This is a genomic window from Mycobacterium sp. 663a-19, assembly GCF_035616495.1.
GTDB lineage: Bacteria > Actinomycetota > Actinomycetes > Mycobacteriales > Mycobacteriaceae > Mycobacterium.
Window position 1 is genome coordinate 22,264 of record NZ_JAPJAV010000001.1, and the last position, 16,720, is coordinate 38,983.

16 protein-coding genes are annotated in these 16,720 nt (G+C 69.3%); 9 read left to right on the plus strand and 7 right to left on the minus strand.

The window, feature by feature from the left end:
• Entirely contained in the window at positions 1–1,005 is a 1,005-nt protein-coding gene (locus OQ968_RS00125) for a Zn-ribbon domain-containing OB-fold protein (protein WP_324673475.1), read from the minus strand.
• Between the two features lie 65 nt (positions 1,006–1,070).
• On the opposite strand from OQ968_RS00125, the gene OQ968_RS00130 reads away from it, so the two are divergent.
• The 3 genes from OQ968_RS00130 to OQ968_RS00140 are packed head-to-tail and all read left to right on the plus strand — an operon-like array spanning position 1,071 to position 4,055.
• Positions 1,071–2,102, plus strand: a complete 1,032-nt coding sequence (locus OQ968_RS00130; RefSeq protein ID WP_324673477.1) for an LLM class F420-dependent oxidoreductase — start codon at positions 1,071–1,073, stop codon at positions 2,100–2,102.
• Positions 2,103–2,145: 43 nt separating this feature from the next.
• Positions 2,146–2,862: an acetoacetate decarboxylase family protein gene (locus OQ968_RS00135; RefSeq protein WP_324673478.1), complete on the plus strand. Its 717-nt coding sequence runs from the start codon at positions 2,146–2,148 to the stop codon at positions 2,860–2,862.
• 5 nt (positions 2,863–2,867) lie between these two features.
• Complete coding sequence (locus OQ968_RS00140; RefSeq protein ID WP_324674953.1) at positions 2,868–4,055, plus strand: cytochrome P450; 1,188 nt, start codon at positions 2,868–2,870, stop codon at positions 4,053–4,055.
• Between the two features lie 62 nt (positions 4,056–4,117).
• Here OQ968_RS00140 and OQ968_RS00145 read toward each other — a convergent pair whose 3' ends face one another.
• The gene (locus OQ968_RS00145; RefSeq protein WP_324673480.1) at positions 4,118–4,957 is read right to left on the minus strand and encodes a hypothetical protein; all 840 of its coding nucleotides are present in this window, start codon (positions 4,955–4,957) and stop codon (positions 4,118–4,120) included.
• A gap of 176 nt (positions 4,958–5,133) precedes the next feature.
• A complete protein-coding gene (locus tag OQ968_RS00150) occupies positions 5,134–5,934 on the minus strand; it encodes a crotonase/enoyl-CoA hydratase family protein (protein ID WP_324673482.1) in 801 nt (266 codons plus the stop codon).
• A 58-nt stretch (positions 5,935–5,992) separates the two neighbouring features.
• Between OQ968_RS00150 and OQ968_RS00155 the strand changes: the two genes are divergently transcribed.
• The 4 genes from OQ968_RS00155 to OQ968_RS00170 are packed head-to-tail and all read left to right on the plus strand — an operon-like array spanning position 5,993 to position 10,812.
• Positions 5,993–7,630: an acyl-CoA synthetase gene (locus tag OQ968_RS00155; RefSeq protein ID WP_324673484.1), complete on the plus strand. Its 1,638-nt coding sequence runs from the start codon at positions 5,993–5,995 to the stop codon at positions 7,628–7,630.
• A gap of 13 nt (positions 7,631–7,643) precedes the next feature.
• The gene (locus OQ968_RS00160; protein ID WP_324673486.1) at positions 7,644–8,411 is read left to right on the plus strand and encodes a fructosamine kinase family protein; all 768 of its coding nucleotides are present in this window, start codon (positions 7,644–7,646) and stop codon (positions 8,409–8,411) included.
• A 26-nt stretch (positions 8,412–8,437) separates the two neighbouring features.
• The gene (locus OQ968_RS00165; RefSeq protein ID WP_324673488.1) at positions 8,438–9,265 is read left to right on the plus strand and encodes an amidohydrolase family protein; all 828 of its coding nucleotides are present in this window, start codon (positions 8,438–8,440) and stop codon (positions 9,263–9,265) included.
• Positions 9,262–10,812 carry an acetolactate synthase large subunit gene (locus OQ968_RS00170; RefSeq protein ID WP_324673490.1) on the plus strand — a complete coding sequence of 517 codons (1,551 nt, stop codon included), beginning with the start codon at positions 9,262–9,264 and terminating at the stop codon, positions 10,810–10,812. The genes OQ968_RS00165 and OQ968_RS00170 overlap by 4 nt, the downstream gene beginning before the upstream one ends.
• Here the strand turns inward: OQ968_RS00170 and OQ968_RS00175 are convergent.
• Genes OQ968_RS00175 through OQ968_RS00190 form a run of 4 tightly spaced genes read right to left on the minus strand, consistent with a single transcriptional unit; the run spans position 10,798 to position 15,318 of the window.
• Positions 10,798–11,511: a serine hydrolase gene (locus tag OQ968_RS00175; RefSeq protein WP_324673492.1), complete on the minus strand. Its 714-nt coding sequence runs from the start codon at positions 11,509–11,511 to the stop codon at positions 10,798–10,800. The two genes, OQ968_RS00170 and OQ968_RS00175, sit on opposite strands and share 15 nt — an antisense overlap.
• A 4-nt stretch (positions 11,512–11,515) precedes the next feature.
• Entirely contained in the window at positions 11,516–13,030 is a 1,515-nt protein-coding gene (gene fadD17 / locus OQ968_RS00180; protein ID WP_324674955.1) for a long-chain-fatty-acid--CoA ligase FadD17, read from the minus strand.
• Positions 13,023–14,120, minus strand: a complete 1,098-nt coding sequence (locus OQ968_RS00185; protein WP_324673495.1) for an acyl-CoA dehydrogenase family protein — start codon at positions 14,118–14,120, stop codon at positions 13,023–13,025. The genes fadD17 and OQ968_RS00185 overlap by 8 nt, the downstream gene beginning before the upstream one ends.
• 16 nt (positions 14,121–14,136) lie before the next feature.
• Positions 14,137–15,318 (minus strand): acyl-CoA dehydrogenase, encoded by a 1,182-nt coding sequence (locus tag OQ968_RS00190; RefSeq protein ID WP_324673497.1) that lies wholly within the window; start codon positions 15,316–15,318, stop codon positions 14,137–14,139.
• 180 nt (positions 15,319–15,498) lie between these two features.
• Here OQ968_RS00190 and OQ968_RS00195 point away from each other — a divergent pair, with 180 nt between their 5' ends.
• Both OQ968_RS00195 and OQ968_RS00200 read left to right on the plus strand, forming a co-directional pair.
• Positions 15,499–15,690 carry a ferredoxin gene (locus OQ968_RS00195; RefSeq protein ID WP_083137824.1) on the plus strand — a complete coding sequence of 64 codons (192 nt, stop codon included), beginning with the start codon at positions 15,499–15,501 and terminating at the stop codon, positions 15,688–15,690.
• Between the two features lie 33 nt (positions 15,691–15,723).
• Positions 15,724–16,638: a 3-oxoacyl-ACP reductase gene (locus OQ968_RS00200; RefSeq protein WP_324673500.1), complete on the plus strand. Its 915-nt coding sequence runs from the start codon at positions 15,724–15,726 to the stop codon at positions 16,636–16,638.
• The last annotated feature ends 82 nt before the right edge of the window (positions 16,639–16,720 follow it).

Sequence of the window (16,720 nt, forward strand, 5' to 3'; positions counted from 1 at the left end):
TTACAGGTGGTGCTTGTAGGTGTCGTAGTCGGCGTCGGGTTCCCCGGTCGGCCGGAAGTACTCGATGTTGTCGATGCCAAAACCCCACTCCTCGCGGGGTTTCCACACCGCCTCCACGCGCATGCCCATCCGCACCTCGTTCGCGTCGACGTCGGCGACCAGATGCAAGAACGGGATGTCGGCCCCGTCGAGCAGCACGTAGGCCGCCACGTAGGGCGGCTTGATGCGCTGACCCTTGAACGGGATGTTGATGATCGCGAACGTCGTCACCGTGCCCTTGTCCGGCAGCTCGACGAACTCGGTGGTCGGCTGGCCGGTCGCGGGGTCGGCGCCGTGCGGCGGGAAGTACACCTTTCCTGTTTCGGGGCCGTCGCCCCCCGTGCGCGCCCCCAGCAGCTTGCCCTCGGCGATGGCCCGCAGGTAGGCGCTCTCCTCGTGCGAGGCGGTGTGCTGGATCGTCAACTCGATGGGCGTCTCGATCACGGTCACCGGTTCCCGGTCGCCCTCGGGCTCCGGCACGGGCTCGGCTTCCCCGCCGAGGGCGAAGTACGCGATGTCGGTGATGGCGCCCACCGGCTCGTCGACCCAGTGCGCGTGCACCCGGGCGCCGGTGCGGATGGCGTCGGCCTCGCCGGCGTCCACCGCGTGGAGCAGCGGGGTGTCCGCGCCGTCGAGCTTGATCAGGGCCCAGGCGAACGGCCGCTGCAGCGGCTGGCCCTCCAGCGGCTCGGGCTGCCAGGTCCAGGACACGACGGTGCCGACGGTCGACACCGGTACCATCTCGCCCAGCGGCTCATAGGTAACCGGGTCATATTCCGGCGGCGGCACATGCACCCGGCCATCCGATCCGCGCGCCCCGAGGATGCGGCGCTCACGCAGTGCGGTGAAGAACTTGCTGAGCGTGGGGCCCACCGAACGGGTGTAGTCGAATTGCAGTGTCAGTGGCGCGGAGAGGGGCGGCTCAGGGTGGTCGATCAAGGTCGGGCCGCTCGAACTGGCTGTCACGCCTTCGAGTAGAACAGGTTCTAAGAATCGTTTCAACACCGGGTATCGGCTGAAAGGCGGACATCATGAAGCTGGGGTTGCAGCTGGGGTACTGGGGCGCTCAGCCGCCCGAGAACGCCGGAGAGCTCGTCGCCGCGGCCGAGGCCGCCGGGTTCGACGCCGTGTTCACCGCCGAGGCATGGGGATCCGACGCCTACACGCCGCTGGCCTGGTGGGGCTCGTCGACCAGCCGGGTGCGTCTGGGTACGTCGGTGGTTCAGCTGTCCGCGCGCACCCCGACGGCGTGCGCGATGGCCGCGCTGACGCTCGACCACCTGTCCGGCGGCCGGCACATCCTGGGCCTCGGGGTGTCCGGCCCGCAGGTGGTGGAGGGCTGGTACGGCCAGCCGTTTCCCAAGCCGCTGGCCCGCACCCGGGAGTACATCGACATCCTGCGGCAGGTCTGGGCCAGGGAGAAACCGGTGACCAGCGACGGCCCCCACTACCCGCTGCCGCTAACGGGCTCCGCGACAACCGGACTCGGCAAGCCGCTCAAGCCCATCACCCACCCGCTGCGCGCCGACATCCCGATCATGCTGGGCGCCGAGGGGCCGAAGAACGTCGCGCTGGCCGCCGAGATCTGCGACGGCTGGCTGCCCATCTTCTACACGCCGCGCATGGCCGACATGTACAACGAATGGCTCGACGAGGGGTTCGCGCGGCCCGGCGCCCGCCGCAGCCGGGAGGACTTCGAGGTCTGCGCGACCGCGCAGGTGGTCATCACCGACGACCGGGCGGCGGCGCACGCCGCGATCAAGCCCCACCTGGCCCTCTACATGGGCGGCATGGGCGCCGAGGACACCAACTTCCATGCCGACGTCTACCGGCGGATGGGCTACGCGGACGTGGTCGCGGAGGTCACCAAGCTGTTCCGCAGCAACCAGAAGGACAAGGCCGCCGCGATCATCCCGGACGAACTCGTCGACGACGCCATGATCGTCGGCGACATCGACTACGTGCGTAAGCAGATCGCGGCCTGGGAGGCCGCCGGTGTCACCATGATGGTGGTGTCCGGTCGCACCCCCGAGCAGGTACGCGAGCTGGCCGCCCTGGTCTAGGCGGTCCTTGCCAGGGTGTTAGAACGCGTTCTAGATTGACCGGATGACAGCCTCGCAGCACACCATCGCCGGCACGGTGCTGACCATGCCGGTGCGGATCCGCAAGGCCACCCAGCACATGGCGATGTTCTCGGTGGACGCCGACGCCGCGCAGCGTCTGATCGACTACAGCGGCCTGCGGGTGTGCCAGTACCTGCCCGGGCGCGCGATCGTCGTCCTGATGTTGATGCACTACATCGACGGCGACCTGGGCCAGTACCACGAATTCGGCACCAGCGTGATGGTCAATCCGCCCGGGTCGACGGCGAGCGGTCCACGTGCCCTGCAGACCGCCGGCGCCTTCATCCACCATCTGCCCGTCGACCAGCCGTTCACGCTGGAGGCGGGGACCAAGATCTGGGGCTACCCGAAGGTCATGGCGGACTTCACCGTTCGCGACGGCGGTCGGTTCGGGTTCGATTGCACTGTCGACGGTCAACTGGTGATCGACATGGAATTCCGCCGCGGCCTGCCGTTTCGGCTCACCCCGCGCACGCAAGCTCAGCGCAGCTACTCGCACCGCGACGGCATCACCCGCGAGACCTCCTTCGAACACACGCTGGACGGGGTGCGCAACCGGCTTGGGGGAGTGCGCGTCCGGCTGGGCGATCACCCCTATGCGAAAGAGCTGGCGTCGCTGGGCCTTCCGAAGCGCGCGATGCTGTCCAGCTCGGCTGCCAACGTACAGATGACATTCGGTGACGCTCAGGAGATCTCATGACGACGATGACAAGGCCGGACGTCGACCTGACCGACGGCGCGTTCTATGCGGGTGACTCCCATGCCGTCTACCGCTGGATGCGGGAGAACGAGCCGGTCTTCCGGGACCGCAACGGGCTGGCCGCCGCGTCGACGTATCAGGCCGTGATCGAGGCGGAGCGCAACCCCGAGTTGTTCTCGAATGCCGGCGGCATCCGTCCCGACCAGGACGGCGTCGAGATGATGATCGAGATGGACGATCCGCAGCACCTGTTGCGCCGCAAGCTCGTCAACTCCGGCTTCACCCGCAAGCGCGTGAAAGACCAAGAGGCCAAGATCGTTTCGCTGTGCGACACGCTGATCGATGCGGTGTGCGAACGCGGCGAGTGCGACTTCGTGTGGGACCTCGCCGCGCCCCTGCCGATGGCCGTCATCGGCGACATGCTGGGTGTGCGCCCGGAGGAACGCAAGATGTTCCTCAGGTGGTCCGACGATCTGGTCAGCTTCTTGAGCAGCACCGCGGCGCAAGAGGATTTCCAGGTCACCATGGATGCCTTCGCCGCCTACAGCGAATACATGATGGGGATGATCGCGGCCCGCAAGGAGCAGCCGACCGACGATCTGGTCAGCGTCCTGGTGCACGCGGAGGTCGAAGGATCGCGGCTGGAGGACCACCAGATCGTCACCGAGGTCCTGCTGCTGCTGATCGGCGGCGACGAGACCACCCGGCACACGCTGTCCGGCGGAACGCGGCAGCTGCTGCTGCACCCCGATCAGCACCGGCGGCTGGTCGCCGACCTCGGCCTGCTGCCCAACGCCATCGAGGAGATGCTGCGCTGGACCGCGCCGGTGAAGAACATGGCCCGCACCATCACCGCCGACACCGAGTTCCACGGCACCGCGCTGCGCCAGGGCGAGAAGATGATCCTGCTGTTCGAGTCGGCGAACTTCGACGAAAAGGTGTTCAAGGATCCCGAGAGCTTCGACATCGAGCGGTACCCGAACAACCACCTCGCCTTCGGCTTCGGGACACACTTCTGCCTCGGCAACCAGCTCGCCCGTTTGGAGCTGTCGATCATGCAGACACGCCTGCTGCAGCGCCTTCCGGACATGCGCTTGGCGTCGGATGCCGAGCTGCCGCTGCGCCCGGCGAACTTCGTGTCGGGCCTGGAGAAGATGCCGGTGGCGTTCACCCCGAGCGCGCCGCTGGGCTAGCCGTCCCTGCTGCGCCGAGAGTGAAACTGTTGCGAAAAATCCGCCGCGGATTCGCAACAGTTTCACTCTCGGCGCGCCCACGCCGCTGATACCCGAGCGATGATGCCGCCCTCGGTGTCCTCGGCCGTCACCCGAATGTCGATCCAGCCGAGCTCGGTCAGTGCTTCCGCACGCCAGATGTCGTGGTTGAACCGCCTTCGATCCATCCAATGGTGGTCGCCTTCGTAGTCGACGCCCAACTTGATGTGCTCCCAACCCATGTCGACGACGGCGACCAGTTGGCCGTATCCGTCGTAGACCGGGATCTGAGTCTGCGGCGGCGGGAAGCCCGCGCGGATCAGCAACAGCCGCAGCCATGTCTCGCGTGGTGATTCGGCGTCCGGGTCGACGAGCGGCAGCGCGACGCGGGCACGCCGGATGCCGCGGCGGCCCTTGTACCGCTCGGCGAGCAGCTCGACGTCGGCCATCTTGAGGTGTGTTGCGCGGGCAAGCGAATCGATGGCGGCGACTGCCTCACCGGTCGGGTGGCGGCAGGCCAGGTCGAGGGCGGTCCGCGCCGGCGTTGTCACTTGCATGCCGTGGAGCACCGCGATCTCGTCGTCTTCGATGCGGTCGGACCAGATTCGGATTGTCGACGGAGCGTGGCGATTGTCGTAGATGATCTCCGCAGGGCGATGGGCGTCGACCCATTTGGCGCCGTGCAATGCCGAAGCGGAGCGGCCGGCCAGCACGCCCCGTCGCCGAGACCACAACCATGCCGCCTTCGCCCGGACCACCGCGGTGACGTCGGCGTCACGCGGAACGAAGACGTCGCGATGGATGGCAACGTATCGGCTGCGCAATGCGTATGGCGTCACACGACCGGATGCGACGGCCTCGCTACCGACAAATGGCTCATCCATGCGCGGGAGTGTGCCCGATGCGACTGACACATCGGCGAAAGTGAAGCTGTTGCGAAAAACGCGCCCGGAAATCGCAACAGTTTCACGCTCGGCGGAGAGGGAGGGGCGGTTCGAGGGGCGGAGAGGGAGGGGCGGCGCGAGAGGGACCGGCCGCGTCAGCGGCCCGCGGCTAGCGGCTAGCGGTTCTTGAATTGGGGCTTGCGCTTCTCGGCGAACGCGCGCGGGCCCTCCTTGGCGTCGTCGGACATGAACACCTTGATGCCGATCTGGGTGTCGATCTTGAACGCGTCGTTCTCGTTCAGGCCCTCGGTCTCGCGGATCGCCCGCAGGATCGCCTGCACGGCCAGCGGCCCGTTCGCCGCGATCACGTCCGCGATCTCGAGGGCCTTCGTCAGCGCCTGGCCGTCGGGGACGACGTACCCGATCAAGCCCATCTCCTTGGCCTCGGCGGCGGTGATGTGGCGGCCGGTCAGCAGCAGGTCGCACGCGACCGTGTAGGGGATCTGCCGCACCAGCCGCACGGCCGAGCCGCCCATCGGATACAGGCTCCACTTGGCCTCCGAGATGCCGAACTTGGCGCTCTCGCCGGCGACCCGGATGTCGGTGCCCTGCAGGATCTCGGTGCCCCCGGCGATCGCGGGGCCCTCGACGGCGGCGATCAGCGGTTTGGTCAGCCGGCGCCCCTTCAGCAGGGCGTCGATACGCGACGGGTCGTAGCTACCGTCCCTAAAAGATTCACCAGGTGGCCGTTTCGTTGCTGTCTTGAGGTCCATGCCCGCGCAGAAGTAGCCCCCGGCCCCGGTCAGGATGCAGCACCGGATGTCGTCGTCCTCGTCGACGCGGTCCCAGGCCTGCACCATGATTTCCATCATTTCGGTGCTCAGCGCGTTGCGGGCGTGCGGCCTGTTCAGCGTGACGATCAGGGTGTGACCGCGCTGCTCGACCAGCGCGTCGGGTTGGTTTTCGGGTTCGCTCACAGTCCCCGCCTTCCTTACTGAGCTTGTCAAGAAATGTAACACGTTCTAGTTTGGGTCCGTGGCCCTGAATATTGCCGATCTCGCCGAGCACGCCATCGACGCTGTGCCCGACCGTGTCGCCCTCATCTGCGGCGATGAGAAGCTGACCTACGCCCAACTTGAGGAGAAGGCCAACCGCCTCGCGCATTACCTGCTGGATCGGGGCGTCAAGAAGGACGACAAGGTCGGGCTGTACTGCCGCAACCGCAACGAGATCGTCATCGCGATGCTCGGCATCGTCAAGGCGGGCGCCATCCTGGTGAACGTCAACTACCGCTACGTCGAGGGCGAGCTGCGCTACCTGTTCGACAACTCCGACATGGTCGCGCTCGTCCACGAGCGCCAGTACTCCGACCGCGTCGCCAACGTGCTGCCGGACACCCCCAACGTCAACACGATCCTGGTCGTCGAGGACGGGAGCGACAACGACTACCAGCGCTACGGCGGCGTCGAGTTCCACTCCGCGATCGCGCAGGGCTCGCCAGAGCGTGACTTCGGCGAGCGCAGCCCCGACGACATCTACCTGCTCTACACCGGCGGCACCACCGGGTTCCCGAAGGGCGTGATGTGGCGCCACGAGGACATCTACCGGGTGCTGTTCGGCGGAACCGACTTCGCCACAGGCGAATTCGTCAAGGACGAGTACGACCTGGCCAAGGCCGCCACCGAGAACCCGCCGATGATCCGGTACCCAATTCCGCCGATGATCCACGGCGCCACCCAATCCTCCACGTGGATGTCGCTCTTCGCGGGCCAAACCACCGTTCTCGCACCGGAATTCAATGCCGAAGAGGTGTGGCGCACGATCCACGAACACAAGGTGAACCTGTTGTTCTTCACGGGTGACGCCATGGCCCGGCCGCTGCTCGACGCGCTGCTGGCCCACCCGGACGAGTACGACCTGTCGTCGCTGTTCCTGCTGGCCAGCACCGCGGCGCTGTTCTCGCCGAGCATCAAGGAGAAGCTGCTGGAGCTGCTGCCCAACCGGGTCATCACCGATTCCATCGGCTCGTCGGAGACCGGCTTCGGGGGCACCAGCATCGTCACCAAGGACGCGCCGCACAGCAGCGGCCCGCGGGTGACGATCGATCACCGCACCGTCGTCCTCGACGAGGACGGCAACGAGGTCAAGCCCGGCTCGGGGGTGCGCGGCTTCATCGCCAAGAAGGGCAACATCCCGGTCGGCTACTACAAGGACGAAGAAAAAACCCGGCAGACCTTCCGCGTTATCAACGGCGTCCGCTACGCCATCCCGGGCGACTACGCCCAGGTCGAGGAGGACGGCACGGTCACCATGCTGGGCCGCGGTTCGGTGTCGATCAACAGCGGCGGCGAGAAGATCTACCCCGAGGAGGTCGAGGCCGCGCTCAAGGCGCATCCCGACGTCTTCGACGCGTTGGTGGTCGGGGTGCCCGATCCCCGTTACGGTCAGCATGTGGCCGCCGTCGTGCAGGCCCGGCCGGGGGCGCGGCCGACGCTGGCGGAGCTGGACAGCTTCGTGCGCTCCGAGATCGCCGGATACAAAGTGCCACGCAGCCTTTGGCTCGTCGACGAGGTCAAGCGTTCGCCGGCCGGCAAACCCGACTACCGCTGGGCCAAGGAACAGACAGAGGCGCGGCCCGCCGACGACGTGCACGCCGCCCACGCGACCGCCTGAGCCGCCGGACGGTGTGACCGACTTCGTCAAGCACCAGCCCGGAGCGCCTGCCGGCTTCTTCGGTTGGGAGGCCGCGGGGTTGCGTTGGCTTTCCAGCGTCGACGGCGGGGTGCCCTGCGCCCAGGTCGTCACCTTCGATGCGACGAGCCTGACCCTGCGGCGGCTCGAGTCGGCGGCCCCGAGCCCGGCGGCGGCGCGCGTGTTCGGCAACCGGCTGGCCGTCACGCACGATGCGGGGGCCGCGGCGTTCGGCGCGGGCCCCGACGGCTGGGACGGGCCGGGGTTCTTCGGGCCGTTGTCGCAGCCGCTGCCGATGTCGCTGCGGCGGCACCGCAGCTGGGGCGAGTTCTACGCCGCGGAGCGGCTGGCCCCGATGGCCGAGCGCGCGGCGCCGCGGCTGGAGGCTTCCGCGCGCGACGCGATCGACTCCGTCGCGGCGCGTTGCCGGGCGGGCGACTTCGACGACGACGACGGGCCGGCCCGGCTGCACGGCGACCTGTGGAGCGGCAACGTGATGTGGACGCCCGGCGGGGTGGTGCTGATCGACCCGGCCGCGCACGCGGGTCACCGCGAGACCGACCTGGCGATGCTCGCGCTGTTCGGCTGCCCGCACCTCGACACCGTCCTCGCCGGCTACCAGGAGGTGCGATCGCTGAAACCCGGCTGGCGCAACCGGATTGGGCTGCACCAGCTCTTTCCGCTGCTGGCGCACGTGGTGCTGTTCGGCGGCGGCTACGCGCGGCAGACGGAGACCGCCGCCCGGGCCGCGCTGGCCGCTTGACCCCGGCGGGCTAGTGTCAGACCTCGATGACGATCGACGTGTGGATGCAGCATCCGACCGTGCGGTTCCTGCGCAGCGACATGCTGGCCTCGCTGCGGCGCTGGACGGGCGGCTCCATTCCGGACGCCGACATCCCGATCGAGGCGACCATCGCGGCGATGGACGCCGCCGGCGTCGACCTGGGCCTGCTCAGCGCGTGGCGCGGGCCGAACGGACAGGACCTGGTTTCCAACGACGAGGTCGCCGAGTGGATTCGGTTGCACCCGAACCGGTTTGCGGGGCTGGCCGCCGTCGATCTCGATCGCCCGATGGAAGCGATCCGCGAGTTGCGGGGCCGCGTGCGCGACGGCGGCTTCGTGGGGCTGCGGGTGGTGCCCTGGCTGTGGAACGCGCCGCCCACCGATCGCCGCTACTACCCGCTGTTCGCCGAGTGCGTGGAGCGCGGCGTGCCGTTCTGCACCCAGGTCGGCCACACCGGCCCGCTGCGACCGTCGGAGACCGGGCGCCCCATCCCGTACATCGACCAGGTCGCCCTCGACTTTCCGGAGCTGGTCATCGTGTGCGGGCATGTCGGCTACCCGTGGACCGAGGAGATGGTCGCGGTCGCCCGCAAACACGAGAACGTGTACATCGACACGTCCGCGTACACGATCAAACGGCTGCCGCAAGAGCTCATCAGGTTCATGAAAACCGGTACGGGACAACGGAAAGTCCTGTTCGGCACCAACTACCCGATGATCGCCCCCGCGCACGCCCTGGCCGGCCTGGACGAACTGGGGCTGACCGACGAGGCCCGCCACGATTTCCTGCACGGCAACGCCGGGCGCGTTTTCAGACTGGAGGCACACTCGTGAACGGTGCTCAGGCCCTGATCAACACCCTGGTCGACGGCGGCGTCGAGGTGTGTTTCGCCAACCCGGGCACGTCGGAGATGCACTTCGTCGCCGCACTGGACACGGTGCCCGGGATGCGCGGTGTGCTGGCCCTCTTCGAGGGCGTGGCCACCGGCGCGGCCGACGGGTACGCCCGCATGGCCGGCCGGCCGGCGGCGGTGCTGCTGCACCTGGGCCCCGGGCTGGGCAACGGCCTGGCCAACCTGCACAACGCCCGCCGCGCCGGGGTGCCGGTCGTGGTCGTCGTCGGCGACCACGCCACCTACCACAAGAAGTACGACGCGCCACTGGAATCCGACATCGACGCGCTCGCCGGCACCGTCTCGGGCTGGGTGCGCCGCACGGCGGCGGCCGGCGACGTCGCGGCCGACGCCGCCGCCGCGATCGCCGCCAGCCGGTCCGGCCCCTGCGTCGCGACCCTGATCCTGCCCGCGGACGCGTCGTGGTCCGACGGGGCCGAGGTCGCCGAGCTGACCCCCGCGCCGCCCGCGGGCGTCGACCCGACTCCGGCGCCCGGGGTGCTGCAGGTGCTGCGGTCGGGCGAGCCCACGGTGATCATGGTGGGCGGGGACGCCACCCGCGGACCCGGGCTGTCCGCGGCCGCGCGGATCGCCGAGGCGACCGGGGCGCGCTTGCTGTGCGAGACGTTCCCGACGCGGCTCGAGCGCGGCGCGGGCGTGCCGGCCGTCGACCGGCTCGCGTACTTCGCCGAGGCCGCCACCGCGCAGCTCAACGGCGCCAAGCATCTGGTGCTGGCCGGCGCCAGGTCGCCGGTGTCCTTCTTCGCCTACCCGGGGATGGCCAGCGACCTGGTGCCGGCCGGCTGCGAGGTGCACACGCTCGCCGGGCACACCGGCGCGGCCGACGCGCTGGCCGCGTTGGCCGACGAGATCGCGCCCGGGACGGTCGCCTCGGCGGCGGCCGCATCGCGCCCGCAGCTGCCGACCGGTGCGCTGACCGCCGCGTCGGTGGCCGACGTGATCGGCGCGCTGCTGCCCGAGCGGGCCGTCGTCGTCGACGAGGCGACCACGTCGAGTCTGCCGCTGCCGCAGGCCACGGCGGGCGCGCCGGCCCACGACTGGTTGACGCTGACCGGCGGGGCGATCGGCTACGGCATCCCGACCGCGGTCGGTGCCGCGGTCGCCGCGCCCGACCGGCCGGTGCTGTGCCTGGAGTCCGACGGGTCGGCCATGTACACGATCTCGGGCCTGTGGACCCAGGCGCGGGAAAACCTCGACGTGACCACCGTCCTCTACGACAACAGCGCCTACGACATCCTGCAGATCGAGCTGGCGCGGGTGGGCGCCGGGTCGGCCCCAGGCCCTCGGGCGCTCGACCTACTCGACTTGTCAAGGCCGACAATGGATTTCGTCAAGATCAGCGAGGGCATGGGAGTTCCCGCCCGCCGCGCCACCACCGCGGAGGAGCTCGCCGACGCGCTGCGGGCGGCCTTCGCCGAACCCGGGCCGCACCTGATCGACGCGGTCGTCCCGTCAATAACGCGCTAGCCCGGGGAGCCGGCTCAGCAGCCAGTCGGCCAGGGCGTCGAGAACCTCCACGCCCGTCTCGAACACCCCGTCGGAGACCTCGGCGGCCAGCGCCACGCCCCACTCCCCGGACGGTGTGGGCACGATCCCGAACTGCCGTACCAGGTAGTCACCGTTTACCCCCGGTCCCCAACCGCCTTTTGCGGCAAGGCCTTTGGCGGCCAGCCCCCACCGCTGGCCGGCGGTGAGGCGCCGCATCATGTCGACGACGTCGGCCGAATCGGGGATGGACGCCAGCTCGGCGGCGAACCGCGCCTGGCGCTGCAGGGTCCACTCGGTCTGCCCAAATGCGGTGTAACCGCGGCGAAGCCGGCGCGATTCCACCACGGTGGCGGTGTCACCGCCCTCGGCGATGACGCCCTGCACCTGCCGCGCCGCGTCCGCCGGATCGCCCAGACCGGACCACAACTGCTCGGACGCGCGGTTGTCGGATTCGGTGATGGCCTTCACGGCAAGGTCCTTGGCGCGCAACCAGTCGCTGCGCAGCGCCGCGATCGCCAACGGCACCTTGATCGTCGACCAGGCGACACCGGACCACCACCGGCCCAGTGAATACGTCCGGTCCGGGCGGGCGATCGCGATGCCGACGCTGCCCGGCACCGCGGCGGCAAGCTGGTCGAAACTCGCTTCGAGCGCGAGCTCGAGGGGTCGGGACGTCATGTGCCTACCGGCGGATCGGCCACACCGGTTCGCCGCACTCGACGCCCTCGGACGCCAACTGCCGCTTGAGGACCTTGAAGGTCACCGTGCGCGGCAGCTGTGCGCAGACCCTGACGTACGACGGCCACTGCTTGGGTCCTAAGTCCGGTTGTTCGGCCAGGAAGGCCCGGAATTTCTCCGGGTCGAACTCGGTGCCGGGCGCCAGCACCAACGCCGCCATCACCTGGTCACCGACGACCGGATCGGGCACCGCATAGACCGCCACCTCGGCCGCATCAGGATAGCGCAGCAGCACCCGCTCGATCGGAGCCGCGCCGAGGTTCTCGCCGTCGACCCGCATCCAATCGCCAAGTCTCCCAGCAAAGTAGGCGTAGCCGGCCTCGTCGCGGTAGGCGAGGTCGCCACTGTGGTAGATCCCGCCCGCCATCCGCTCGGCCTCGGCGGCCTCGTCGTTGTAGTACCCCTCGAAACGGCCCGACCCCGCGGTGTTGACCAGCTCGCCGACCACCCCGACCGGGCACGGCTCGCCGGTGTCGGGGTCGACGATGTCCAGGCCCTCGGTGAGCGGGCCCAACGCGCCCGGCGGGGTGTCGGGGGTGCGGGCGATCGCCACACCGCCCTCGGTGGAACCGAACCCGTCCTGCACGACACACCCGAACCGGCGGCCGAAGCGCTCGACGTCGGCGGGCACGCCCTCGTTGCCGTACACCGCCCGCAGCGGGTTGTCCGCATCGTCGGGCCGCTCGGGGGTGGCCAGCACATACGACAGCGGCTTGCCCACGTAGTTGGCGTAGGTGGCGCCGTAACGACGGACGTCGGCCAGGAAGTTCGACGCAGAGAACTTGCGCCGCAACGCGATTGACCCCTGGCACGCGGCCGCCACCGCCCAGCCCACCAGCACCGCGTTGGAATGGAACAGCGGCATCGACACGTAGCAGACGTCGTCGCGGCCCAGGCCGAAGCGCTGCGTCATCGTCACGCCGGCGATCGCGACCTTGCCGTGGCTGCACTTCACCGCCTTGGGGTCACCGCTGGTGCCCGACGTGAAGATCAGCATGAACAGGTCGGCGGACGAGGCGGAGCGAAAACGCACCTCGGCGTCCCGATGCGCGCCCACCTCGTCGGCCCAGTCGGCGGAATCGACGTTCAGGTGCTCGATATCGCCCAGCGTGACGGCCGATTTCGTGTCGGCCAGCACCAGCTGGCAATCGGCCCGGGCGATGTCGCGGGCCAGCGCCTCGCCGCGGCGCACCGGGTTGAGGCCCACCGGCACGATGCCCGACATGCCGGCCGCCACCAGCATCGCCGAGAAGAACGGCGTGTTCTCCAGCAAGACGCCGACGTGCGGTGGCCGTGCCGGGTCGAGGCGTTCGCGCAGGGTCGCCGCGATCGCGGCGCCGTGCCGGAGGTGGTCGCGCCAGCTGGTGAACGAATCCTCGAAGTGGACGCCGCGGTCGTCGATCTCGGCCAGCGGCACCAGCAGTTCGGTGACCGTGCGGTCGGTTGCGCCGCTAAGCAGGGGTTTCCGCCAGTTCACGGCCGATGCGACGCAGCTGCCCGGTCGCGCCGCCGAGCGCGAACTCGGTCTCCTTGGCGGCCAGGAAGTAGCGATGCACCGGGTGATCGGTGTCGACGCCGACGCCGCCGTGCACGTGCACGATGGTGTGCGCCACCCGATGGCCGGCGTCGGCGGCCCAGAACGCGGCGCTGGCCACGTCGACGTCGGCGGGCAGATCCTCCGAGACCCGCCACGCCGCCTGGGTGAGCGTCAGCCGCAGCCCCTTGACGTCGATGTAGCCGTCGGCCAGCCGCTGCCCGACCGCCTGGAAGCTGCCGATCGGGCGGTCGAACTGCTCGCGGGTGCGCGCGTATTCGGCGGTCATCTGCAATCCCCGCTCGAGCACGCCGAGCTGAAACGCGGTGCGGCCCAGGGTGGCAAGCGTCTCGAGCCAGGCCACGGTCTCGGCGCCGCCGACCTTCCGGCCGCCGGCGACCTCGGTCCCGTCCAGCGCCAGGTGGCCCGCGCTGCCCAGGCCCGTGGTCTGCAGCGCGGTCACCGTCACGCCCGGGTCGTCGGCGGCGACCAGGAAAACGGCTGCGCCGGAATCGGTTTGGGCGGGAACCAGGAAGGCGTCCGCGACCGGGCCGAAGCCAACCTGGGTGCGGGTGCCGGTGAGACGGTAGCCGTCCCCCGCGGGGGCGGCCTGCACCGGCCCCTCACCCATCTCGCCGGCGAGGGCGACGGTGAGGATCTTCTCGCCGGCGACCGCCGGCGCGCCCCAGCCCTGCTGCAATTCCTCGGAGCCGAACCGCGCCAGCGCCCCGGCGCCCAGGACGACCGAGTCCAGGTAGGGCACCGCGGCCAGCTGGTGGCCCAGCGCGACCAGCACGGCGGTTTGCTCGAGCACCCCGAAACCGTCGCCGCCCAGCGACGCCGGCGCGGCGCTGGTCAGGATGTCGGCCTCGATGAGCTTGCGCCACAGCTCGCGGTCGAACCGCTGGTCGAGCCCGTCCAACTCGCGCTGGTGCTCCGGTGTGCACACCGCGTCCACGATGGTGTCGACCAGCCCGCCGAGGTCGTTCGCCGCTTCGGTTGTCCTGAAATCCATGAATGTCGTCCTTAACTCAGCGGCTGGCCCGGGGCAATCCCAGCGCGACCATCCCGATGATGTCGCGCTGCACTTCGTTGGTGCCGCCCCCGAACGTCAGGATCAGGCACGCCCGGTGCATCCGCTCGACCCGGCCGCGCAACAGCGCGCCGGGCGAGTCCGGACGCAGCGTTGCCGCGGTGCCCAAGACCTCCATCAGCAGCCGGTAGGCCTCGGTGGCCAGCTCGGTGCCGAACACCTTGGCCGCCGACGCGTCGGCCGGCCCCAGCGAGTCGCTGTCCGACGACGCGAGTTCCCAGTTGATCAGCTTGAGCACCTCGGCCTTGGCGTGCACCCGGGCCAGGTTGAGCTGCACCCACTCCGAGTCGATGAGCCGGGCCCCGCCGTCGTCCTTGGTGTGCTGCGCCCACTCGCGGACCTCGCGCAGGGCCACGATGATGGGTTGCGCCGACACCAGGGCGACGCGTTCGTGGTTGAGCTGGTTGGTCACCAGCTTCCAGCCGCCGTTCTCCTCGCCGACCAGGTTGGTCACCGGCACCCGCACGTCGGAGTAATAGGTGGCGCTGGTGTCGGGGCCGGCCATGGTGTGCACCGGCGTCCAGGAGAAGCCGTCGGCGGTCGTCGGGACGATCAGCACCGAGATGCCGCGGTGCTTTTTCGCCTCGGTGTTGGTGCGCACCGCCAACCAGACGTAGTCGGCGTACTGGATCAGGCTGGTCCACATCTTCTGGCCGTTGACCACATAGTCGTCGCCGTCGCGCACCGCGGTGGTGCGCAGGTTGGCCAGGTCGGTGCCGGCGCCGGGCTCGGAGTAGCCGATGGAGAAGTGCAGGTCGCCCGCGGCGATCTTGGGCAAGAAGAACTTCTTCTGCTCGTCGGTGCCGAACGCCATGATCGTCGGCGCCACGCTGTTGATGGTCAAAAACGGCACCGGGGCGCCGGCGATGGCGGCCTCGTCGGTGAAGATCAGCGAGTCCATCGGGGACCGATCCTGGCCGCCGTACTCCTTGGGCCAGTTCAGGGTGAGCCAGCCGTCCTTGCCCATCTGCGCGACGGTCTCCCGGTAGACGTTGCCGACGCCGATTTCGCCCTGCGTCGAGCTCAGCGCCTCGCGGCGCTCCGGGGTCATCAGCGTGCTGAAGTACGACCGCAGCTCGCGACGCAGCTCCTCCTGTTCAGGGGTGTAACTGATGCGCATTCCAGCCGTCCTTCGGTTAAGCGTCGTCGACCAACGGCCACCCGTTCGTCTCCCCGGTTGTAACACGTTCTAGTCTTGGAATCCAGCGACCGTTTCGCCAGACGTACCGGGGCCCTATGGTGGAGCTACATACCGATAGGGCGTGTGCTCAGGTTGAAGGCCAGGTTCAAGGAGGGTGCCGTGCGGGTGATCGTGGATCGTGACCGGTGTGAAGGTAACGCGGTGTGCATGGGAATCGCGCCGGACATCTTCGAGCTGGACGATGAGGACTACGCCGTCGTGAAGACCGATCCGATTCCGCCCGACCGGGAGCAGCTGGCCGAGCAGGCGATCGCCGAATGCCCGCGCGCCGCACTGCTGCGCGAGGACTAGCGGCCGGCCACCGAAACTAGAGGTATTCATAAATTGACTAGCAGCACGAACGCGACCGATCTGTCCGGAAAGGTCGCGGTGGTCACCGGTGCGGCCGCGGGCCTGGGGCGCGCCGAGGCGCTCGGCCTGGCCCGGCTCGGCGCCACCGTCGTCGTCAACGACATCGCCTCGGCGCTGGACGCCTCCGACGTGGTCGACGAGATCAACTCCGCGGGGACCAAGGCCGTCGCCGTCGCCGGGGACGTCAGCCAGCGCGCCACCGCCGACGAGCTGATCGGCTGCGCCGACGGGCTGGGCGGGCTGGACATCGTGGTCAACAACGCCGGGATCACCCGCGACCGGATGCTGTTCAACATGTCCGACGAGGAATGGGACCTGGTCATCGCGGTGCACCTGCGCGGCCACTTCCTGCTGACCCGCAACGCCGCCGCCTACTGGCGCGCCAAGGCCAAGGACGCGGGCGGGTCGGTCTTCGGCCGGATCGTCAACACCGCGTCCGAGGCCGGCCTGGTGGGCCCGGTGGGGCAGGCCAACTACGGGGCCGCCAAGGCGGGCATCATCTCGCTCACCCTGACGGCCGCCCGGGCGCTGGGCCGCTATGGGGTGTGCGCCAACGCGATCTGCCCGCGGGCCCGCACCGCGATGACGGCCGACGTGTTCGGCGCCGCACCAGATATAGAGGAAGGCGCCATCGACCCGCTGTCGCCGGAGCACGTGGTGCGCCTGGTCCAGTTCCTGTCCTCGCCCGCGGCCGCGGAAGTCAACGGCCAGGTGTTCATCGTTTACGGCCCGCAGGTGACGCTGGTCGCGGCGCCGACCGCGGAGCACAGGTTCATCGCCGAGGGCGCGGAATGGGACCCCGCCCAACTCAGCGCCACACTGCGGAATTACTTTGCTGGCCGTGATCCGGAAAAGAATTTTTCCGCGGTCGGACTGATGGAGCAATAACGATGCCGGGGGAGTTCACGGGGGGAAATCGGCGAGTAGAACATGTGTCAGATTGATTACGGTGCAACGGCCTGACCTGGAC